Origin of the sequence: Streptomyces sp. NPDC048612, assembly GCF_043199295.1 — a bacterium.
Lineage (GTDB): Bacteria > Actinomycetota > Actinomycetes > Streptomycetales > Streptomycetaceae > Streptomyces.
The window spans coordinates 146,168-167,115 of sequence record NZ_JBICVV010000018.1; the positions used below are offsets into that span (position 1 = coordinate 146,168).

Annotated in this window: 19 protein-coding genes; 11 read left to right on the forward strand and 8 right to left on the reverse strand. The window is 74.5% G+C overall.

The genetic code is table 11. The features are described from left to right. Positions 1-121: 121 nt before the first annotated feature. Entirely contained in the window at positions 122-2,551 is a 2,430-nt protein-coding gene (locus tag ACGFN2_RS25245) for a right-handed parallel beta-helix repeat-containing protein (RefSeq protein WP_362603555.1), read from the forward strand. Here the strand turns inward: ACGFN2_RS25245 and ACGFN2_RS25250 are convergent. Further along, positions 2,521-4,938 carry a hypothetical protein gene (locus ACGFN2_RS25250; protein ID WP_393364157.1) on the reverse strand — a complete coding sequence of 806 codons (2,418 nt, stop codon included), beginning with the start codon at positions 4,936-4,938 and terminating at the stop codon, positions 2,521-2,523. The genes ACGFN2_RS25245 and ACGFN2_RS25250 overlap by 31 nt on opposite strands. 416 nt (positions 4,939-5,354) lie before the next feature. Between ACGFN2_RS25250 and ACGFN2_RS25255 the strand changes: the two genes are divergently transcribed. Together ACGFN2_RS25255 and ACGFN2_RS25260 are read left to right on the forward strand one after the other, a co-directional pair. Further along, entirely contained in the window at positions 5,355-6,200 is an 846-nt protein-coding gene (locus ACGFN2_RS25255; protein ID WP_362603557.1) for a DeoR/GlpR family DNA-binding transcription regulator, read from the forward strand. A 63-nt stretch (positions 6,201-6,263) separates the two neighbouring features. After that, the gene (locus ACGFN2_RS25260) at positions 6,264-6,737 is read left to right on the forward strand and encodes an SRPBCC family protein (protein ID WP_362603559.1); all 474 of its coding nucleotides are present in this window, start codon (positions 6,264-6,266) and stop codon (positions 6,735-6,737) included. Positions 6,738-6,755: 18 nt separating this feature from the next. Here the strand turns inward: ACGFN2_RS25260 and ACGFN2_RS25265 are convergent, their stop codons facing one another. Beyond that, positions 6,756-7,910 carry a PLP-dependent cysteine synthase family protein gene (locus ACGFN2_RS25265; protein WP_393364161.1) on the reverse strand — a complete coding sequence of 385 codons (1,155 nt, stop codon included), beginning with the start codon at positions 7,908-7,910 and terminating at the stop codon, positions 6,756-6,758. Between the two features lie 240 nt (positions 7,911-8,150). Between ACGFN2_RS25265 and ACGFN2_RS25270 the strand changes: the two genes are divergently transcribed. Then, positions 8,151-8,438: a hypothetical protein gene (locus ACGFN2_RS25270; protein WP_362603563.1), complete on the forward strand. Its 288-nt coding sequence runs from the start codon at positions 8,151-8,153 to the stop codon at positions 8,436-8,438. A gap of 175 nt (positions 8,439-8,613) precedes the next feature. Continuing rightward, positions 8,614-9,126: an ATP-binding protein gene (locus ACGFN2_RS25275; RefSeq protein ID WP_393364164.1), complete on the forward strand. Its 513-nt coding sequence runs from the start codon at positions 8,614-8,616 to the stop codon at positions 9,124-9,126. Positions 9,127-9,173: 47 nt separating this feature from the next. Here the strand turns inward: ACGFN2_RS25275 and ACGFN2_RS25280 are convergent, their stop codons facing one another. Further along, positions 9,174-9,479 (reverse strand): SHOCT domain-containing protein, encoded by a 306-nt coding sequence (locus tag ACGFN2_RS25280; protein ID WP_362603567.1) that lies wholly within the window; start codon positions 9,477-9,479, stop codon positions 9,174-9,176. A 299-nt stretch (positions 9,480-9,778) separates the two neighbouring features. Between ACGFN2_RS25280 and ACGFN2_RS25285 the strand changes: the two genes are divergently transcribed. The 3 genes from ACGFN2_RS25285 to ACGFN2_RS25295 are packed head-to-tail and all read left to right on the forward strand — an operon-like array spanning position 9,779 to position 11,967. Next, positions 9,779-10,372: a TetR/AcrR family transcriptional regulator gene (locus tag ACGFN2_RS25285; protein ID WP_362603568.1), complete on the forward strand. Its 594-nt coding sequence runs from the start codon at positions 9,779-9,781 to the stop codon at positions 10,370-10,372. A 36-nt stretch (positions 10,373-10,408) separates the two neighbouring features. Next, positions 10,409-10,993 carry a DUF4865 family protein gene (locus ACGFN2_RS25290; RefSeq protein WP_393364168.1) on the forward strand — a complete coding sequence of 195 codons (585 nt, stop codon included), beginning with the start codon at positions 10,409-10,411 and terminating at the stop codon, positions 10,991-10,993. Next, complete coding sequence (locus tag ACGFN2_RS25295; protein WP_393364171.1) at positions 10,987-11,967, forward strand: phosphotriesterase; 981 nt, start codon at positions 10,987-10,989, stop codon at positions 11,965-11,967. Before ACGFN2_RS25290 ends, ACGFN2_RS25295 begins: the two co-directional genes overlap by 7 nt. A 39-nt stretch (positions 11,968-12,006) precedes the next feature. Here ACGFN2_RS25295 and ACGFN2_RS25300 read toward each other — a convergent pair whose 3' ends face one another. Beyond that, the gene (locus ACGFN2_RS25300; protein ID WP_362603574.1) at positions 12,007-12,390 is read right to left on the reverse strand and encodes a PPOX class F420-dependent oxidoreductase; all 384 of its coding nucleotides are present in this window, start codon (positions 12,388-12,390) and stop codon (positions 12,007-12,009) included. Positions 12,391-12,501: 111 nt separating this feature from the next. Further along, complete coding sequence (locus ACGFN2_RS25305) at positions 12,502-13,722, reverse strand: ROK family protein (protein ID WP_362603576.1); 1,221 nt, start codon at positions 13,720-13,722, stop codon at positions 12,502-12,504. Between the two features lie 17 nt (positions 13,723-13,739). Between ACGFN2_RS25305 and ACGFN2_RS25310 the strand changes: the two genes are divergently transcribed. Continuing rightward, entirely contained in the window at positions 13,740-14,969 is a 1,230-nt protein-coding gene (locus ACGFN2_RS25310) for an MFS transporter (RefSeq protein WP_362603578.1), read from the forward strand. A gap of 99 nt (positions 14,970-15,068) precedes the next feature. Next, positions 15,069-15,830, forward strand: coding sequence for a maleylpyruvate isomerase family mycothiol-dependent enzyme (locus ACGFN2_RS25315; RefSeq protein ID WP_362603580.1), 762 nt, complete (start codon positions 15,069-15,071; stop codon positions 15,828-15,830). 54 nt (positions 15,831-15,884) lie between these two features. On the opposite strand, the gene ACGFN2_RS25320 is transcribed toward ACGFN2_RS25315, so the two are convergent. From ACGFN2_RS25320 to ACGFN2_RS25330, 3 genes are all read right to left on the reverse strand, one after another. Beyond that, a complete protein-coding gene (locus ACGFN2_RS25320; RefSeq protein ID WP_362603582.1) occupies positions 15,885-16,550 on the reverse strand; it encodes a response regulator transcription factor in 666 nt (221 codons plus the stop codon). Further along, entirely contained in the window at positions 16,547-17,836 is a 1,290-nt protein-coding gene (locus tag ACGFN2_RS25325; protein WP_393364176.1) for a sensor histidine kinase, read from the reverse strand. Before ACGFN2_RS25325 ends, ACGFN2_RS25320 begins: the two co-directional genes overlap by 4 nt. Positions 17,837-18,024: 188 nt before the next feature. Beyond that, a complete protein-coding gene (locus ACGFN2_RS25330) occupies positions 18,025-19,230 on the reverse strand; it encodes a geranylgeranyl reductase family protein (protein WP_362603586.1) in 1,206 nt (401 codons plus the stop codon). A gap of 178 nt (positions 19,231-19,408) precedes the next feature. Here ACGFN2_RS25330 and ACGFN2_RS25335 point away from each other — a divergent pair, with 178 nt between their 5' ends. Then, a complete protein-coding gene (locus ACGFN2_RS25335; RefSeq protein WP_362603588.1) occupies positions 19,409-20,761 on the forward strand; it encodes a dipeptidase in 1,353 nt (450 codons plus the stop codon). Positions 20,762-20,948: the final 187 nt, after the last annotated feature.

The window sequence follows — 20,948 nt, forward strand, 5'->3', positions numbered from 1 at the left end:
GCGCGCTACGGTGGGGGCGCCAGCCTCTCGGCTGGGGCCTCGCAGACCGGAATACGGACATCCGCGGACGGATGGGTGCCGGGCCGACAACCGCCGCACGAAGTGGGGACACGACAGCGCCATGGCACAGGGCTCGGTCCAGGTGACGCACTCCGGAACCTCGCGTTGGCGACGCCGTACAGGGGAGTACAGCTCGCTCGCCGCCGCCCTGGAGGCCGCCGGGGACGGCGATGTGCTGACCGTCCCGGCCGGTACCTACCGCGAGAACCTGGTGCTGGCGCGCGCGGTGACCCTGCGCGGCCCGGACGGGGCGCGCGGTTCGGTGCGGATCGTCCCGGCCGACGGGGTCGCGCTGACGGTGCGCGCCTCGGCCACCGTCCACGACCTGCATCTGGAGGCGACGGACTCGGCGTCGCCCGCGCTGCTGGTGGAGGACGGCGCTCCGGAACTGGCCGGGCTGCGGGTGGTGACCCGGTCGGCCTCCGGCATCGAGGTGCGCGGCGGGGCCCGTCCGACGGTGCGCCGCTGCACGGTCGACAACGCGGGCGGGGTGGGCATCAGCGTCCTGGACGGCGCCGGCGGCGTCTTCGAGGAGTGCGAGGTGATGGCCGCCGGGCAGACCGGGGTGGCGGTGCGCGGCGGAGCGCACCCCCGGCTGGAGAACTGCCGCATCCACCACGCCTCGGGCGCCGGACTGTCCCTGCACGGCGAGGGCAGCTCGGTCGAGGCGGTGGGCTGCGAGCTGTACGAGATCAAGGGCGCGGGCATCCAGGTCGCCTCACGGGCCACCGGGCACTTCACCGACTGCACCGTCCACCGCACCTCCGCCGACGGCGTCACCCTCGACACCGACGCGGTCCTCACCCTCGCCGACTGCGATATCCACGACATCCCGGAGAACGCCGTCGACCTGCGGTCCCGTTCGGTGCTGACGCTGACCCGCAGCACGGTGCGGCACTTCGGGCGCAACGGGCTGTCCGTCTGGGACCCGGGCACCCGCGTGGACGCCAACCAGTGCGAGATCCATGACAGTACGGGCGACTACCCGGCGGTGTGGGTCAGTGACGGCGCCACCGCCGTACTGGACGCGACCCGGGTGCACGACGTCCCGGACGCGCTGTTCGTCCTGGACCGGGGCTCCCGCGCCGATGTCGTCGACTGCGATATCGCGCAGGTCCGCAACACCGCGGTGTCGGTGAGCGACGGGGCGACCGTGCAGCTGGACGACTGCCGCATCCGGGAGGCCGCCACCGGCGCCTGGTTCCGTGACCACGGCAGCGGCGGCACGCTCGCCAACTGCACCGTCGACGGGGCGCAGACCGGCGTGATCGTCACCAAGGGCGCGGACCCCACCATCGAGGGCTGCACGGTCAGTTCGCCCACCGAGGCGGGGTTCTACGTCTCCGCCGAGGGCCGCGGCACCTTCCAGAACTGCCGGGTCACCGGCAGCGCGGGCTTCGGCTTCCATGTGATCGACGGCTGCCGTACGACGCTGACGCGGTGCCGTACGGAACGGTGTGCGCGCGGCGGCTACGAGTTCGCCGAGGGCGGGGCCGGCCAGGGCGACGGGCCGACGGTCCAGGACTGCACCAGCGACGAGAGCCGTGCCGTGGGCACCCCGGCCGACGGCCCGGCGGCGCCCACGGTGCAGCGGATGACGCAGACGGCCGGGCTGCTGGGCAACGTCCCGGCACAGGGCACGGCGCCGGACCCGGCGGCCGCCGAGCCGGCCGTCAGCAGCCGGCCGTCCGCCGACGTGCTGGGCGAACTGGACACCCTCGTCGGGCTGGAGAGCGTCAAGCGGGAGGTGCGCAGCCTGATCAACATGATCGAGGTGGGCCGCCGGCGGCAGGAGGCGGGCCTGAAGGCCGCGTCGGTCCGCCGCCACCTGGTCTTCACCGGCTCCCCCGGTACCGGCAAGACCACCGTGGCCCGGCTCTACGGCGAGATCCTGGCGTCGCTGGGCGTGCTGGAGCGCGGGCACCTGGTCGAGGTGTCCCGGGTGGACCTCGTGGGCGAGCACATCGGCTCGACCGCCATCCGTACCCAGGAGGCGTTCGACCGGGCGCGCGGCGGGGTGCTGTTCATCGACGAGGCGTACGCCCTCTCCCCCGAGGACTCCGGACGGGACTTCGGCAAGGAGGCCATCGACACCCTGGTGAAGCTGATGGAGGACCACCGGGAGGCGGTGGTGGTGATCGTGGCGGGCTACACCGCCGAGATGGAACGCTTCCTCGCGGTCAACCCCGGTGTGGCGTCCCGTTTCTCACGCACCATCACCTTCGGCGACTACGCCCCCGAGGAGCTGCTGCGGATCGTCGAGCAGCAGGGCGAGGAGCACGAGTACCACCTCGCCGAAGGGGCCGGCGAGGCGCTGCTGAAGTACTTCACCGCGCTCCCCAAGGGCCCGTCCTTCGGCAACGGCCGTACCGCGCGGCAGACGTTCGAGGCGATGGTCGAGCGGCACGCGGGCCGGGTGGCGCTGCTGACCGACCCGAGCACCGACGACCTGACCCTCCTCTACCCGGACGACCTGCCCGAACTCCCCTGAGCCGGACGGCCCTCCGGGTGCTCGCCCGCCGGCCGCTGGCAGGGCACGTCCGGGCTGAGCCGGGCGATGAGTTCGCCGCGGACCGTGCCGAACGCCGGGTCGGCCTGGTAGTCGCCGTGGCCCAGGATCTGGGCGGGCAGCGGGTTCTGCAGGGTGCGGCCGAAGGCGAGCGGGTCGCGCAGCGGCCCCTGGTCGATCCGCCGGCCGTCCTCGCAGGTGAGCCGGATCGGGCCGCCGATGGGGTCGGTGAAGCGCCACAGATTGCGCCAGTCGTCCATCTCGCGGTGCAGTCCGGTCAGCGCGGGCGGCCCGAAGAAGGCGGGGAACCAGCGCCCGTAGAGCCGCTCCAGGGGGCTGCCGTACGTCATCAGGGCGACCCGGCTGCGGGTGACCAGGTCCAGCTGCCAGACCGCGGCGGCCGCCAGCACACTGCCCTGGGAGTGCCCGGAGAGCACCAGCCGGCCGTCGAACCGCTCGGTCCAGGTCGCCATCCGCCAGGTGAGGTCGGGGACGGCGCGCTCGGCGTAGCAGGGCGGTGCGAAGGGGTGCGCGGCGCGCGGCCAGAACGTGCCGACGTCCCACAGGATGCCGATGGTGCGGCGGGCGGAGTGGTCGCGGTAGGCGCGCCGGCCCATGGTGATCAGCAGTATGACGCCGGCGCCCATCAGCCAGGAGCCCAGGGACTCCGCGGTCTCGGCGGCGGCGTGCACGACGGGCGGCGCGCCCTCGGTGGCGCGGCCGGGCGCCCGGCCGGTGAGCCAGGCGCCGACCACCGCACCGGCCCCCAGGACGAGGGTGACGGCGGAGGTGGCCGCGATCAGGACGGGCGCGGAATCGGTGAGTCCGGCGCCGGCGATGGTGGCGGCGATGCGCTTGGTGCGGCCGGCGTCCGGACGCTCCCGCGGGTCGTAGAGCCCGGGGATGTCCTTGGCGACCCGGTTGCGGACGATCACCACCCGGATCGCGGCCAGCACGGCGACCACCGCGACGACGACCAGCAGCGCGGGGATGACCGAGGCCTGCCAGGACAGCAGGACCGGCGGCCCGGGGATCGGGGCGTGCGCCTGCCCGGGCGTCGCGCCGCCGTCCAGCCAGTCCGCGAAGCGCTGGGCGACGCCGCCGGACAGCACCCCGCCGACCGCACAGGCCAGCAGCGCGACGGCGGGCCCGCCCATGCCGCGCAGCGCGGTACGGGAGTCGTCGCGGGCTGCGCGCTGCAGGACCCAGGCGGTCACCGCCAGCGCCAGGACCAGCGCGCCCTGGAAGACGGCGATCCCGCCGAAGGCACTGGCGCCGGGCAGCGGGCCGTGGCTGTGCGCACCGGGACGCGCCCAGCCCGAGTGCACCGCGGTCAGCGTCAGCGCCCCCAGGGCGGCGAACGGCAGCGCCCGTACGACCAGGTGGTCAGAGGTGACGTCCGGTGCGTCCTCGCTGCGGGCGGTGCGCCAGACGACCACCAGGGTGATGGCGGCGAGCAGGATGACCAGGGCGGTCAGGGCCCGCCCGGTGACCGCGAGGACGCTCTGCCCGCCGTCGCGCCCGTCGGCCTTCGCGGCGGCGGCGAGCAGCACCGCGGCCACGGTCAGCACACCCGCCGTGGTGTGCGCGGCGCGCAGCCGGGCGACCAGCCGGCGGCCGTACCAGAAGCCCTCACGGCTGAGCGCGGTGCGTTCGGCGACCGGGGTGTCGCGGGAGGTGCCGGGCAGCCGCGGCGGCGGCGAGGCGGACTCGTAGGCGCTCCACGTACGGCGCGAGAGCCACCACAGGAAGCCGATGACGAGCAGCGGCACCACGGACGCGAGCGCGACGCGGCGGCCCGGGGCGCTCCACCAGCCGGAGTTGTCGGGGCTGAGGAAGCCCATCCAGGACTTTCCGGCCGCGCAGACGGTGGTGCCGGCGCACTGCCAGGCCGTGAGGTCGAGGGCGACCTCACAGGACGCGGCGGCGAGCAGAACCGTGAGGGTGAGGGCGAGGATGCGCACCAGCAGGTCGTAGATCCGCTGCGCCGGGTGCTCGGACGGGGCGGCCGGGCGCATCCAGTGGGCGAGGTTGGCGACCATGAAGGGCACCAGCAGCAGCCACAGGGCGCGGGCGCCGTTGCCCGAGGTGAGGTTGGACCAGCAGTACGCCTCACGGACCGGCTCGCCGCGGTAGTCGTCGGGCCGCTGCTCGGCGTCCGCGTCCTCGGCGCGGCGGTAGCAGGCGGCGGTGTCGTCGCCGGTGATCAGCTGGACGCGTGGGTCACCGAGCATCTCCTGGGCGGTGGTGCCGCCGACGCCGTGCACCAGCAGCTCCAGGGAGAGCTGCGGTGCGTGCTCCGGTGGCCCATCTCCGGTGCTGCCGTGGTCCGTTGAGCGGGCGTGCGGTGTCGGGTCCGCGGTCTCCACTGAATTCCCCCGTAGTCCGTACGGCGCCGTGCGGTGCGACGCCCCCAGGATTGTCTCTTCCCCGCAGCGGCGCATCCAGCACCGGTTGGGGGCGGGGTTCTGGGGAGGGTGGCTCGGGGCGACGCGTGCGCGTACGCGTGCCCCCCCCCACCCCCGAACCCGCCCCCTCCCCCTCCCCCCGAAGGGGGGGGAGGGGGAGGGGGCGGGGGAGCAGCGGCGGGCCGCCGGGAAGCCGCGAGGCCCCCGCCCCCCTGTCTCCACCGCCCCACCCTCTCGCCCCACCCGCCGCGAACCGTCTCACCCGACGACGCCGTCGCTGTCAGTGCCTCGTGCGAGGATGAGGGCATCAGTGATCGTCGGCGGCAGCCGATGTGTACGACCCGACGCGGCGTGCCGGGCGGAAGGGACGGGCCGGGGTGAGTGACAACCAGAATCTCCTCGCGGAGCAGCGGCGTGCCCTGATTCTCGACGAGGTCAGACGGCGGGGCGGGGTGCGGGTCAATGAGCTGACCCGCCGGCTGAGCGTGTCGGACATGACGGTCCGTCGCGATCTGGACGCACTGGCCCGGCAGGGCATGGTGGAGAAGGTGCACGGCGGTGCGGTGCCGGTCAGCGAGCCGAGTGCGCACGAGCCGGGTTTCGAGGCGAAGTCGGGCCTGGAGCTGAGCGCCAAGGAGGACATCGCCAAGGCGGCCGCCGAGATGGCGGCGCCGGGCAGCGCGATCGCGCTGGCGGGCGGCACCACCGCGTTCGCGGTGGCCCAGCAACTGCTGGAGGTGCCGGATCTGACGGTGGTGACGAATTCGGTGCGGGTGGCCGATGTGTTCTACGCCGCGCAGCGGGCGGCGGCCGTCGGCGGCACGGGACCGCGTGCGGGCGCCGCGACGGTGGTGCTGACCGGCGGGGTGCGTACGCCGTCGGACACCCTGGTGGGCCCGGTGGCGGATGCCGCGATCCGGTCGTTGCATTTCGATGTGCTCTTCCTCGGGGTGCACGGCATATCGGTCGAGGCGGGGCTGTCGACGCCGAATCTGGCGGAGGCGGAGACCAACCGGCATTTCGTGCGGTCCGCGCGGCGCGTGGTGGTGGTCGCCGACCACACCAAGTGGGGCACGGTCGGCCTGAGTTCGTTCGCCACGCTGGATCAGGTGGATGTGCTGGTGACGGATGCCGGGCTGCCCGCGGGGGCGCGGGCGGAGTTCGCGGAGCTGCCACCGGAGCTGGTGGTGGCGGGCGAGCCGGCGTACGACACAGACATCTGACGACACGTCAGCTATGGTGCCCCGCGCAGGCCCGCCGACCGTCCCGTAGGGGGTGCTCGTCCCATGGCACGCCGACTCCGCCCCGTTGAGCTCGACTTCGCCGAGACCGCCCCGCTGCGGCTGGTGTTCGCCGCGGAGGTCGGCGCACCGCCGGAGGCGGTGTACGCGGCGCTGGCGGACGATGTGGCCGGCTGGTCGCGCTGGTTCACGGGCGTGGCGCACGCGGCGGCGACGCGGGGCGGCGCGGGCCGCGAGGTGCGGCTGACCGGGGGCACCCGCTTCGGCGAAACGGTCCTGGCCGCCGAGCCCGGCACGCATTACGCCTACCGCGTCGACACCACCAACGCCCCTGGTCTGCGCGCCCTGTTGGAGGACTGGCGGCTGACACCGGCGGGCGGCGGCACCCGGCTGCGCTGGACGTTCGCGGCGGACGGCCCGGCGCCGTTCCGCCTGCTGCTGACGCTGGCCGGGCCGGGCCTCGGCCGCGCCTTCCGGGAGTCCGCACGGGCCCTGGACCGCAGGCTCGCCCGGCCCTGAGGGGCCCCGCCCGGAGGTTCAGCCGGTCCAGGAGCCGGTGGCCAGGAACTCCTCGATGGTGCGCGCGTAGGGCGTGATGTCCAGGCCCTGGGAGGTCAGCCAGGTGTCCGAGTAGTACTTGTCCAGGTAGCGGTCGCCGGGGTCGCACAGCAGGGTGACGACGGAGCCGGTACGGCCCTCGGCGACCATCTCGGCGACGATCTTCAGGGCGCTCCACAGCCCGGTGCCGGTCGAGCCGCCCGCCTTGCGGCCTATCGCGGTCTCCAGGGCGCGTACGGCCGCGACGCTGGCCGCGTCCGGGACCTTCATCATCCGGTCGATGGCGCCGGGCACGAAGCTCGGCTCCATCCGCGGCCGTCCGATGCCCTCGATGCGCGAGGCGGTGGCGCAGTCGGTCGTGGCGTCGCCGGTGCGCCAGCCGTCGAAGAAGCAGGAGTTCTCCGGGTCGGGGACGCAGATGCGGGTGTCGTACTGCATGTAGTGGACGTAGCGGGCGATGGTCGCGGAGGTGCCGCCGGTGCCCGCGGTCGCCACGATCCAGGCGGGCTCGGGATAGCGTTCGAGGCGCAGCTGCTGGTAGATCGACTCGGCGATGTTGTTGTTGCCACGCCAGTCGGTGGCCCGTTCCGCGTAGGTGAACTGGTCCATGTAGTGACCGCCGGACTCCGCGGCGAGCCGGGCGGAGACCTCGTAGACGGTCCGCGGGTCCTGCACCAGGTGGCAGGTGCCGCCGTGGAACTCGATCAGCCGGGTCTTCTCGGGGCTGGTGGTGGCCGGCATCACCGCGATGAACGGCACCCCGATGAGGGAGGCGAAGTACGCCTCGGAGACGGCCGTGGAGCCGCTGGAGGACTCGATGACGGGCTTGCCCGGCCGAATCCAGCCGTTGCACAGCCCGTAGAGGAACAGCGAGCGGGCCAGCCGGTGCTTGAGGCTGCCGGTGGGGTGCGTCGACTCGTCCTTGAGGTAGAGGTCGATGCCCCAGCGCTCGGGGAGCGGGAAGCGCAGCAGATGGGTGTCGGCGGTGCGGTTGGCGTCCGCCTGGACCTTGCGGACGGCTTCTTTGAGCCAGCTCCGGTAGTCCGGATCGCTGTGGTCGACGTCGACGGTCGGTATCGGGGCCTCGGCCGCGGCCTGGTCGGACCGGTTCTGCGGCTGCTGTGCGGTGCTCACCGGCGCGCTCCTCGGGGGTTCGAAACGCCCGCGCACAACGGCGGGCCGATTCCGACTATAGCTACCCGCTGCACCCTTCTCACCTGCATAAACATCACTTTGAGATACCCCAAGGAGGCCGTGGGGCGGGGCTGTTGTGCGCACCACGCCCCGGGCCACTGGTGCGGCGGGCGCGGTAGCGGCAGACTTCCCTCAAGGGGCGGTGGAGGGCAGCTGCCCGTCTACCGAGGAGGCGCCGGCATGGCGGAGCCCGAGTTCAACGCGACCGGCGTACGCATCGAGCGGTGGCTGCGGTCCCTGACCCGCGCCGGCCAGGTCGTCATCAGCGACGGCAGGCTCGCGCTGCTGACCAGTTACGGCCGGGAGATCGACAGCGCCCCGCTCCAGGCCGTGGAGGCGCACAAACCGCTGTTCGCGGCGCGGGACCGGGCGCTCGCCACGCTCAACGGGCACCGCTACTCGCTCACGCTCGGCGCCCCGGAACTCTTCTTCAAGGCGCTGGAGGCGGCGCGTCCACCGCACCCCTGACGGCCTGCTCCGGCTGGGAGGTGCGGTTGCGGGAGCGCGCCGGCTGCCTGACCCTGGATCTCGTATCACTGAGGGTTCACCAGCGGTGACGCTGTGGTGCAGCCGGCATCGCTGGATTCGATCTTCGCCCCTGCCCGGTACGAGGGGCGCCCGGCCTCATCAGGGAGTCGCGGTCGTGATCAGGCAGCCCAGCAGGCACTGCACGGTGGAGCTCCAAGCCGTTCCGGCTCGCATCGGACATGTGCGCAGAATCGTCTCCGCGCAGCTGCGGTACTGGCGTCTCGACGCCCTGATAGACCCGGCGGCGCTCGGGGTGACCGAACTCCTCGCCAATGTGCACCGGCACGCCCGCCCCAGCAAGCACTGCACCGTGGAACTGTGCGTCCTTCTTGATCAGTTGACCGTCTCGGTGCACGACGAGGACCCCCGGCTGCCCCGTATCCGGGTCGCCGAGAGCTGGGAGACCTGCGGCCGCGGCCTGGCGCTGATCGCGGCGCTCAGTGAGAGCTGGGGGGTGCGCCCGGACGGCAGCGGCAAGGTCGTGTGGTTCACCCTTCCGGCCCTGACCACGGCGCCCGAAGAGGCCTGCACGGTCCGCGGGTACGGGGAGTGGGAGTCCCTGCCGCTGGAGGAGATCCGTACGGCGGCCGGCTCCCACATCAGGGTCCGGGGCGCCAGGGTCGGCTGACGGCCCCCGGCCGGCCCGGACGGCGTGACGGTCCGGGCCGGCGGTGGTCATGCCGCGCCCCCCTTGGGGCCCTGGGCGAAGTGCTCCTCCAGGACGGAGAGCCGGCGCCAGTACTCCTCCTCGTCGATCTCGCCCGCGGCGAAGCGCCGGCCGAGCACGGCGAGGGGCGAGGGCGTCTCGGCACGGGCGGGGTACCCCGGACCGCGGAACGGCCGGCCGGGCCCGCCGCGGCGCCATACGGTGCGGCGCAGCAGCGTCACCACCCCGGCGACGACCAGCACCCAGAGGACGGGCGCGAACAGGAACCAGGGGCCGGGGCCGCCGCCGGACCAGGGATCGGCGAGTTCGGACATCACGATCAGCTCCTCGGTGGGGCGGGATCGCCCGGCGCCTCCCGGCCCCGGACCGACCGGGTGCTCCCGGTCTCCTCCGAGCCTCGCGCGCCGGCGTCCCCCGGTCGTCGTACCGCCGGCGGCACCGTCCGTACGACACGGGAAGTACGCGGGGCGGCGGTGGCCTGCTCCCGTCCGCGACCACCCGCCGCCCGGCCACCCCCAGGCGCCCGGGAGCACGGCGCGCAGCCACCACCCGACCCCCGCTCCCCGCCCACTCACTCTTGATCTCTGTAACTACTAGTATGTACAGTGCGCCCATGGGCAGCGATCAGCAACCGCTCGACACCCGGGAACGACTCATTCGGAGCACTCAGGAGCTGCTGTGGGAGCGGGGCTATGTCGGCACCAGCCCCAAGGCGATCCTGGAGCGTGCGGGCGTCGGCCAGGGCAGCATGTACCACCACTTCCAGGGCAAGTCCGACCTCGCCCTGACGGCGGTCCGGCGCACCGCGGAGGACCTGAGGCGGTCCGCCGAGGAGTGCCTGGGCGGCCCCGGCACGGCGTACGACCGGGTCGCGGCGTATCTGCTGCGGGAGCGGCAGGTGCTGCGCGGCTGCCCGGTCGGCCGGATGACCCAGGACCGCGACGTGGTGCGCAGCGCCGAGCTGCGGCGGCCGCTGGACGAGATGTTCGACCGGCTGCGGGAGCGGATCGCCGAGGTCCTCACCGAGGGGCAGCGGCGCGGCGAACTCGCGGCCGCGCTGGACCCGGCGGCGACCGCCGCGACCGTCGCGGCCGTCGTCCAGGGCGGCTATGTGCTGGCCCGGGCCGCCGATGACGCCGCGCCGTTCGACGCGGCCGTACAGGGCGTGCTGGCCCTGCTCGGCGCGCAGGTCACCACCGCCGGCTGAACGCCCCGCCCACCCGCGATCCGTACGGAGCCCGTCATGCACGCCATGCAGTACGCCCTCCCCCTGCCCGCCGACTACGACATGGAGATCATCCGGCACCGCGTCCGTACCAGGGGCCATCTCCTGGACGACTTCGCCGGGCTCGGCCTCAAGGCGTACGGCATCCGGGAGCGCGGGGTCGACGGCGCGCCGGTCAACGAGTACGCGCCGTTCTACCTCTGGGCCGAACCGGAGGCCATGAACCGCTTCCTGCTCGGGGACGGATTCCGCGGTGTGGTCCGCGACTTCGGGCGGCCGGCCGTCCAGCACTGGCAAGGGCTGTTCCACCGACCCGGCCCGGCCGCCGGCACCCTCCCCCGCTCCTTCACCCGGCGGACCGCGGCGCTCGCCGAGGACGCCGACGCCGCCACCGTCATCGCGCGGGCGGTCGCCGGGCACGAGGAGCTGGCCACGACGGACGGGGTGCACTCGACCGCGCTGGCCCTCGACCCCCGGCGCTGGGAGCTGGTCCACTTCACGCTCTGGGCGGACGGCTCCCCGCGGTCCGCGGGCGACCGCTACCAGGTGCTGCATCTGTCCGCGCCGGGCACCGGCCGGCTGGGCACCGGGCGGCTGTGGTGAGCCCGGCGCCCGCGGACGCCCCCGCCGAGCCCACCGCCCCCGCCGCGCCCGCCATCCGTACGGTCCTCGGGGACATCGCGCCCGCCGGGCTCGGTGTCTGCGACGCCCATGACCATCTCTTCCTGCGCAGCCCCCGGCTGCCGGGGCAGGAGCTGGACGACGCCGGGGCGGCGGCCGCCGAGCTGCGCGCCTTCCGGGCGGCCGGCGGCGCGGCGGTGGTCCAGTGGACGCCGTACGGCATGGGCCGCCGCGCCGCCGAACTGCCGCGGCTGGCCCGGGAGTCGGGGGTGCGGATCGTCGCCGCCACCGGGCTGCACCAGGCGGTGCACTACTCCCCCGAGCTGCTGGAGCGGGTCGGCCCGGAGCCGGCCGGGCTGTTCGTCGCCGAGCTGACCGAGGGGATCGGCGGTACCGGCCCCCGAGCCGGAATGATCAAGGTCGCCGGCGGATTCCACGGGCTGGACGGGCATGCCCGGCGCACCATGACGGCCGCCGCCGAGGCCCAGCGCGCGACCGGCGCCCCTCTCGGCGTCCACCTGGAGTCGGGCACCGGGGCGCTGGACGTACTCGACCTGCTCTGCGGGGAGTTGGGGGTCCCGCCGGACCGGGTGATCCTCGGTCATCTCAACCGTTCACCGGACCCGGTGGTGCACCGGAAGGCCGCCGAGGCGGGGGCGTATCTGGCCTTCGACGGTCCGTCGCGGGCGCATCATGCGACCGACTGGCGGCTGCCCGACGCACTGGCCTCGCTCGCCGACGCGGGCTTCGGCGACCGGATTCTGCTCGGCGGCGACACCACCACGGCCGACGCCCGCTCGGTCAACGGCGGCCCCGGTATGCCGTATCTGCTGCGCCGCCTCCGGGAGCGGCTGGCGCTCACCCTGGGCGCGGACCTGGTGCGGCGGTTCCTGACGGACAACCCGGCACGGGCGTTCGCCGCCGACTGGGCGCCGGCGTCCCACCACGGCCGGTGAACGGCGCGTGGGCGTGCCGTCCGCACCGGGACAACTCGCCTAGAGGGTCACCGAGATCCCCACATGCGGCCGCTTGCCGCCGCGCGCCAGCGCGCCGACGACATCCATCACCCGGAACCGCAGCCCGTATTTGCGCGCCATCGCCTTGCGCACCCGCCCGAGCCCGTCGGCGCCTTCCAGGAGCCGGCCGGTGCCCTCGACGGTCGGGGTGCCCTCGGCGATCCGGCCGCGCACATCGCACGGGGTGACGGTCACCCGGGTGTCGCGGCGCAGCCGCTTCACCTTCCAGCTGTCGTCCCGCGTCCACACCAGGAGTTCCGCCCCGTCGGCCACCGCCCATACGGGCGTGGCCACCGGCGTCCCGTTCCTGCGGAAGGTGACCAGGCTGACGTACGGGCTGCGCGCGACCGCTTCGGGAATCATGACCGCAGCCTACGGAGTCCGCCCGGGGCCTGCCTGCGGAGGGGTACGCGGGCCCCGGTCCCCGGACCCGCCCCGCGCCCCCAGGAGCCGCTGCCGGGCCCGGCCCGCCCCTTACCGGTCGAGGACGACCAGCGGATCGTCCAGCACCGGCTGCCAGGCCAGCTCGGCCGCGCCGACCAGGCTGTTGTAGTCGAGGCCGGAGGGCAGGATCGGCACCCCGCCGCTGCGGCCCCACAGGCTGCGGTCGGCGACCACCGCGCGAAGCCGTTCCGGGTCGGCCTCCAGCAGGGCGCGGTGCAGTCCGCCGAGGACGATGCGGTCGGGGTTGAGGATGTTGACGAGGCCGGCGAGGCCGAGGCCGAGGCGGTCGATGAGGAGGTCGGCCGCGGCGCGGACGCCCGGATCGGCGTACTCGTCCCGCAGCAGGTCGGCGGCCTGCTGGAGCAGCGAGACCTCGGGGCCCGGTTCGCGGCCGGCGGCGCCGAGGAAGGCGAGCGGGTCCGCCTCGACGTCCAGGCAGCCGCGGCTGCCGCAGTGGCAGGGCGCGCCCTCGGGGTTGACGGTCAGATGGCCGACCTCCAGCGCCAGGCCCGAACTGCCGCTGTGCAGACGGCCGTCGAGCACCAGCGCGCCGCCGACGCCCCGGTGGCCGGAGGCCACACAGAGCAGGTCGCGGGCGCCCTGGCCGGCCCCGTGCCGGTGTTCGGCGAGTGCCATGAGGTTGACGTCGTTGCCGCTGAAGCCGATCTGCGCGGTGACGCCCGGGATGCCGGCCTCGGTGAGCGAGCGCACGAAGAGGGCGCGTACGGGGGCGCCCGAAGGCCAGGCGAGGTGCAGCGGGTTGAGCGCCTCGCCGTCCGGTTCGGCGACCGCGGAGGGCACCGCGAGGCCCGCGCCGAGGCAGCGCCGTCCGGTCTCGCGCAGCAGCTCGGCGCCGGCCGCGACGACATCGGCGAGCACATGGGCCGGGTCGGCGGGGATGGTGCCGCAGCCGTACGTGGTCGCCACGATGCGGCCCCCGAGGCCGACCAGCGCGACCCGGAAGCCGTCCGCGTGGATCTGCGCGGCGAGCACCACCGGTCCGCGCTCGGCGACGAACAGCCGATGGGAGGGGCGTCCTTGGGAGCCGGCGGAGGCGGTCGGCCGGGAGTCGACGGTGATCAGTCCGAGCGCTTCGAGCTCGGCGGCCACCGCGCCCGCGGTCGCGCGGGTCACGCCGAGTTCGGAGGTCAGGACGGCGCGGGTGGGCGCACGGCCGGTGTGTACGAGCTCCAGTGCGGGGCCGAGGGCGCCACGGCCTCGCTCCAGCCTGGTTGTCCGAGTCTGGGTCACCCCCCTATTCTGACTTTGTGCCGACACTAAACAAAATACGGAGTGCCCTCACGCGGGACCGGGGCGCCGTTCCCGCCGGTTCCGGGCTGACCCGCCTCCGTATCGCGCTCACCGCTTTCTTCGCCATGGACGGCTTCCTCTTCGCCGGCTGGGTCGTCCGTATCCCCGCGATCAAGGCGCAGACCGGCGCCGGAGCGGGCGCCCTCGGACTCGCCCTGCTCGGCGTGTCGGCCGGCGCGGTCGCCTTCATGATGATCGCCGGACGGCTGTGCCGGCGGTTCGGCAGCCCCGCCGTGACGGTCGCCGCCGCGGCCGGCCTCGCGCTGAGCATCGTGCTGCCGCCCCTGACCCACTCCGCGACCGCGCTGGGACTGGTCCTGCTGGTCTTCGGCGCCGCCTACGGCTCGCTCAACGTCGCGATGAACAGCGCCGCGGTGGCGCTCATCGGCGCCCTGCGGCGTCCCGTGATGCCGAGCTTCCACGCCGCCTTCAGCCTGGGCGGCATGCTCGGCGCGGGCCTCGGCGGACTGCTCGCGGGCGGGCTGTCCGCCACCGTCCACCTGCTGGTCCTCGCCGCGCTCGGGCTGCTGGTGACGGTGGTCGCCGGGCGCGCGCTGTGCGGACAGCCGCTGCCGGAGGTCCCCGAGCAGCTGCCCGCCCCGGAGGAGGGCCGTCCGGCGCGGGCCCGTACGGGCCGGGCCCGGCGTCTGGTGCTCGTCTTCGGGCTGATCGCCCTGTGCACCGCGTACGGCGAGGGGGCGATGGCCGACTGGGGCGCGCTGCACCTCTCCCAGGACCTGGGCGCCGGGCCCGCCACGGCCGCCGCCGGATACACGGTGTTCGCGCTGGCGATGACCCTGGGACGGCTGTCCGGAACGGCGTTCGTACAGCGCTTCGGGGCGCCACGGGCACTGATCGCGGGCGGGACGACGGCGACCGCGGGCATGCTGCTCGGCGCGCTCGCCCCCACGGCCTGGGCGGCCTGTGCCGGTTTCGCCGTCGCGGGCCTGGGCCTGGCCAACATCTTCCCCATCGCCCTGGCCCGGGCCGGCGAGACCGGCGGCCCGGACGGCGTCGCGGTGGCCTCCACCGTCGGCTACGGCGGCATGCTGCTCGGCCCGCCCGCCATCGGCTTCCTCGCCGAGGCGGCCGGCCTGCCCGCCGCGCTGACCACGGTCGCCCTGCTCGCCGCGGTCGCGGCGGGGATCGCCTACGCCACCCGTGGGGCCCACACCGGACCGTCCTGACATACCGGGCCGCCGCGCCGGCGCCTACCACCGCACACCGCCCGGCCGGCGCCCGCCCCGCGGGAGTTCACCGTCGGTACCGGCTGGCAGACTCGGGGCATGGAGATCACTGAGTTCGTCGAAACGCTGCGACTGGACGGCGGCCTGCTCGCCGATGCCGCGCAGGAGGCGGGGCCGGACGCCCGGATTCCGGCCTGCCCCGAGTGGCAGATGCGGGACCTGGTCACCCATGTGGGACGGGTGCACCGCTGGGCGACGGAGTACGTGTCCCAGGGCGGGCAGCAGCCCAGCCGCCCCCCGGAGGCCCCGGACCTGGCCGACGACGCACTCGTGCCCTGGCTGCGCGAGGGCCACCACCACCTCGTCCTGGCGCTGCACTCCGCACCACAGGACCTGGCCGCCTGGACGTTCCTGCCCGCCGCGTCCCCGCTGGCGTTCTGGGCGCGCCGCCAGGCGCACGAGACCTCGGTGCACCGCGCCGACGCACAGCAGGCGGCCGGCGCGTCCCTCACCCCCCTCCCGTCCGCCTTCGCCGCCGACGGCATCGACGAACTCCTGACGGGCTTTCACTCCCGCGACCGCAGCCGGGTCCGTACGGACCTGCCCCGGAGCCTGCGGCTGCGGGCGGTGAACGCGCGCGGCGCCGACTGGACCGTGCAGCTCTCCGACGCCGCACCGCAGACGGTGCGCAGCGCCCCGGACGCCGACGGGCCGGAGGACGGCAAGCCGGCCGACTGCACGGTCGAGGGCCCGGCCGAGGAGCTGTACCTCGCGCTGTGGAACCGTCTGCCGTGGGACGCGATGACCGTCACCGGCGACGAGTCGCTGCTGCAGCTGTGGCAGGAGCGGTCCGGCATCTGAGCTCCGGGGCCCGCCGCGGGCCGGTCACGCACCCGGCCCGTGCCCCGGCCCGGCTCACCCCAGCCAGCCGGGCCGCACCAGCCCCGACTCATAGGCCAGCACGACCAGTTGGGCACGGTCGCGGGCGCCCAGTTTGACCATGGTGCGGCTGACGTGTGTCTTGGCGGTGAGCGGGCTGACGACCAGCCGGCGGGCGATCTCCGCGTTGGAGAGGCCGATCCCGACCAGCGCCATCACCTCGCGCTCCCGCTCGGTCAGCGCGGACAGCGCACCGGCCGCGGCCGGCTCCTTGGAACGGGCCGCGAACTCGGCGATGAGACGGCGGGTCACCCCGGGCGAGAGCAGGGCGTCACCGGCGACGACCGCGCGCACCGCCCGCAGCAGCTCCTCCGGTTCGGTGTCCTTGACCAGAAAACCGGAGGCACCCGAGCGGATCGCCTCGAAGACGTACTCGTCCAGCTCGAAGGTGGTCAGCATGACGACCTTCACCTCCCGCAGCCGCGGGTCCCCGGTGATCCGGCGGGTGGCGGCCAGACCGTCCAGCACCGGCATCCGGATGTCCATCAGGACGATGTCCGGGCGGTGTTCGCGCACCGCGGCCAGCGCCTGCTGCCCGTCCCCGGCCTCGGCGACCACCTCGATACCGGGCTGGGCGTCCAGCAGCACCTTGAAGCCGGCCCGCACCAGCAGCTGATCGTCGGCGAGCAGTACCCGGATCACGACTCCTCCTCGGTGGCGGTGCGGCTCACCGTATCCGCGCCCGCCTCCCGGCCCGCCGTCCCCGCCCCGGCCGGCGGGATACGGGCCCGGACCCGGAAACCGCCGTCCGGGCGCGGGCCCGCCTCGACGGTGCCACCCAGCGCGGCGGCCCGCTCCCGCATCCCGATCAGCCCGTTGCCGCCCGGCCCGTCCGGCCCGGCGGTCGCCGGACCGTCGTCGTCGACCCGGATCTCCAGCACGCCGGGCGAGTGGCGGAGCAGCACCCGGGCGGCACGGGAACCGGAGTGCCGGACGATGTTGGTGAGCGCCTCCTGGACGATGCGGAAAGCGGCGAGATCCGTGCCGGGCGGCAGCGGGACCGGGTCGCCCTCGGTGGTGACGTCCACGGTGAGCCCGGCGCTCGCGGCCTGCTCGGTGAGTTCCGGCAGCCGGTCCAGTCCGGGGGCCGGGGAACGCGGGGCGTCGCCCGGGGTGCGCAGGGCGCCGAGGACCTGACGCACCTCGCCGAGCGCCTCCTTGCTCGCGTCCTTGATGGTGGTCAGCGCGGCCCGCGCCTGCTCCCGGTCGCTGTCGAGCAGCGCCAGCCCCACGCCCGCCTGGACGTTGATGACGGAGATGCTGTGGGCCAGGACGTCGTGCAGCTCACGGGCGATCCGCAGCCGCTCCTCGTCCGCCCTGCGGCGCTCCGCCGCGGCCCGCTCGGCCGCCGCCCTCGCCAGCTGCTCCCGGCGCACCCGCACCAGCTCGGAGAGGGCCACCACGGCCACCACCCAGGCGGTGACGAGCAGTTCCTGCCCCCAGGGCGCGGGCCCGTCGTGCGGGGGCGGCAGCCACCGGTAGAGCCAGTGGGCGACCAGGACATGGGAGGCCCACACCCCGCCCAGCGCCCACCAGGCAACCGCGCGGTGTCCCGCGACGACCGCCGAGAAGGCGCCGAGGGCGAGGGTGAGGAAGACCGGTCCGTACGGATAGCCGGCCGCGAGGTAGACCGCGACGGTGACCGCGGTACCCACGGCGACGGTGCGCGGACAGCGGTGCCGGAACAGCAGCAGGGCCCCGCCGAGGACCAGCAGCGCGCGGCCCGGGGAGTCCAGCGGGACCCGGCCCGGCTGGTCGTGGCCGGCGAAACCGGAGCCGACCGTCACCACCAGCGTCACCACGAGGGTCGACAGCCAGGGCAGCCGGGTGCCGTACCGGCCGCGCGGGTCCCCGGCCGGGGCCGCCGGCCACCGCTCCCACGCCGCGCCGGCGCAGCGCCGCACCCACGGCGGCCGTGCATTCTCCATGCCGTCACGCTAGACCGCGGCGGGGCCCGGCGGCGTCAGCCCGGCGCGGTGGCCGGGCGTACTCCCCCGGAAGTACGGCGCGGCTCCCCGCCCCACCGGGAGGGCGACCCGGGCCCGGCGGCTCACCCGCCCCACGTGCCGCGGCCGGACCGCCGAACCTGCCCGTACGCGCCCCGGCCCGCCCGCCGTCAGCCGCGGTCCATGGCCTCCAGCGCCCGTCGCGCCATCCCGTGCGTCCGCACGATCTCGGCCAGCGTGGTCGTCCCGCGGGTGATCTTCGCGAAGGTCTGCCAGGCCGGGCGGAAGCCGGTGAGCACGGCATGCAGCAGCCCGGGACGGCGCGAGAAGATCTTGAGCATCTGACGGCCCACGCCCATCTCCACCCCGAGCCCCGCCTTGATGGCGAAGGCGTAGTTGAGGGCCTGGCGGCGGGCGTCGACCGCGTCATGCGCCTCGGCGACGCGCACCGCCCACTCCCCCGCCAGCCGCCCGGACCGCAGCGCAAACGAGATGCCCTCCCGCGTCCACGGCTCCAGCAGCCCGGCCGCGTCCCCGCACACCAGCACCCGGCCGCGGGACAGCGGCGAGTCCTCGGCGCGACAGCGCGTCAGATGCCCCGACGAGATGCTCGGCTCGAAGCCCGCGAGACCCAGCCGCCCGATGAAGTCCTCCAGATAGCGCTTGGTCGCCGCGCCCTCGCCGCGCGCCGAGATGACACCGACGGTGAGCGTGTCGCCCTTGGGGAAGACCCAGCCGTAGCTGCCGGGCATCGGACCCCAGTCGATGAGCACCCGGCCGGCCCAGTCCTCGGCGACTGCCGCCGGCACCGGGATCTCCGCCTCCAGGCCCAGGTCGACCTGGTCGAGCTTCACCCCGACATGGCCCCCTATACGGCCCGCGCTGCCGTCCGCACCGACCACCGCGCGGGCCAGCACCACCTCGTCGTCGCCGAGCACCAGCGCGACGGTCCGCCGGTCCGGCACCTCGGCACCGTGCTGCTCCACCCGGGAGACCGTGACACCCGTACGGACCGTCACGCCCGCGTCCTTGGCGGACTCGACCAGGCCGGCGTCGAACTCGGGGCGGTTGATCAGCCCGAACAGCATGTGCTTGGAGCGGCGGGTGCGGGCCAGCCGGCCGTTCAGCGAGAACGTCACCGCATGCACCCGGTCGCGCAACGGCAGCTCGAAGCCCGGCGGGAGGGAGTCCCGGGAGGGGCCGATGATGCCGCCGCCGCAGGTCTTGTAGCGCGGCAGGTCCGCCTTCTCCAGGAGCAGCACCCGGCGTCCCGTACAGGCCGCGGCATGCGCGGCCGAGGCGCCCGCAGGCCCCGCGCCCACCACCACGACGTCCCACACCTGCTGGTTGTCCTCCGCTGCCCGCTCGCTGCTCACCTGTGCTACTGCTCCCGTTCGATGCCTGGCTGCGTGTACCGCCCGCATCCTACGGGCCGCTCTCCGGCGAGGGGCCTGTGGGAAGATCGGGGGCGCCGATGCCCGTACGTCCGGCCCGTCCGGCTCACGAGGCCGACCGGTCCGTACTGCACAACGCCGCGCCCACAAGGAGCGTTCCATGTCTGACAGCCCGCTCGCCCAGACCGTCGCCGCGCTGCAGCCCCGTGCCAGGACCGAACTGGCCGAGCTGGTGGCCTTCAAGTCGGTCGCGGACCCCGCGCAGTTCCCCCGGAGCGAGTGCGAGGCCGCCGCCAACTGGATCGTCGACGCGCTGCGGGCGGACGGCTTCCAGGACGTGGCGCTGCTGGACACCCCCGACGGCACCCAGTCCGTGTACGGCTTCCTGCCCGGCCCGGCCGGCGCCCCGACGGTCCTGCTCTACGCGCACTACGACGTGCAGCCGCCGCTGGACGAGGCCGCCTGGCTCTCCCCGCCGTTCGAGCTGACCGAGCGCGACGGCCGCTGGTACGGCCGCGGCACCGCGGACTGCAAGGGCGGCCTGATCATGCATCTGACGGCGCTGCGCGCCCTCAAGGAGCACGGCGGCGTGCCGGTCAACGTCAAGATGATCGTGGAGGGTTCGGAGGAACAGGGCACCGGCGGCCTGGAACGGTACGCCGAGGCGCACCCCGAACTGCTGGCCGCCGACGCCATCGTCATCGGTGACGCCGGCAACTTCCGGGCCGGACTGCCGACGGTGACCGCCACGCTGCGCGGGATGACCCTGGTCCGCGTCCAGGTCGACGCCCTGGAGGGCAATCTGCACTCCGGCCAGTTCGGCGGCGCGGCCCCCGACGCGCTCGCGGCACTGATCCGCATCCTCGACTCGCTGCGCGCCGAGGACGGTTCGACGACGGTGACCGGCCTGGCCGCGGACGCCACCTGGGAGGGCCTCCAGTACCCGGAGGAGGAGTTCCGCAAGGACGCCAAGGTCCTGGACGGGGTCGGGCTGCTCGGCAGCGGCTCGGTCGCCGACCGGATCTGGGCCCGCCCGGCCGTCACGGTGCTCGGCATCGACTGCCCGCCGGTGGTCGGCGCCACCCCCTCCCTCCACGCGGGCGCCCGCGCCCTGGTCAGCCTGCGGGTCCCGCCGGGCACGGACGCGGCCGAGGCGACCAAGCTGCTGGCGGCACATCTGGAGAGCGCCGCTCCGTGGGGCGCGCGGGTCGCGGTCGAACAGGTCGGCCAGGGCCAGCCGTTCCGCGCCGACACCGACAGCCCCGCGTACGCCTCCATGGCGGCGGCGCTGCGCGAGGCCTACGACGGCGTGGAGATGCAGGTCGCCGGCATGGGCGGCTCGATCCCGCTCTGCAACACGCTGGCCGGTCTCTACCCCGACACCGAGATCCTGCTCATCGGCCTGAGCGAGCCGGAGGCCCAGATCCACGCCGTCAACGAGAGCGTGTCCCCCGAGGAGCTGGAGCGGCTCTCACTGGCGGAGGCGATCTTCTTGCGGCGCGTTGCGGAGTAGTTCCTTCCCACGTTGTCGGCTTTCCCGCCGTGGTGGCTCGCGTCGTTTCGGGTCCGCTGCGCGGGGCGTGGGTGCGGGTGGTGTTTGCGGTTCCTCGCCGTTGCGCCTGCGGCGGGCGGGTGGTTGTCGGGTGCGGTGACGGGCCTCCGGGGCAGGGTTTCCGGACTGCTTCGCTTTACGTCCGGAA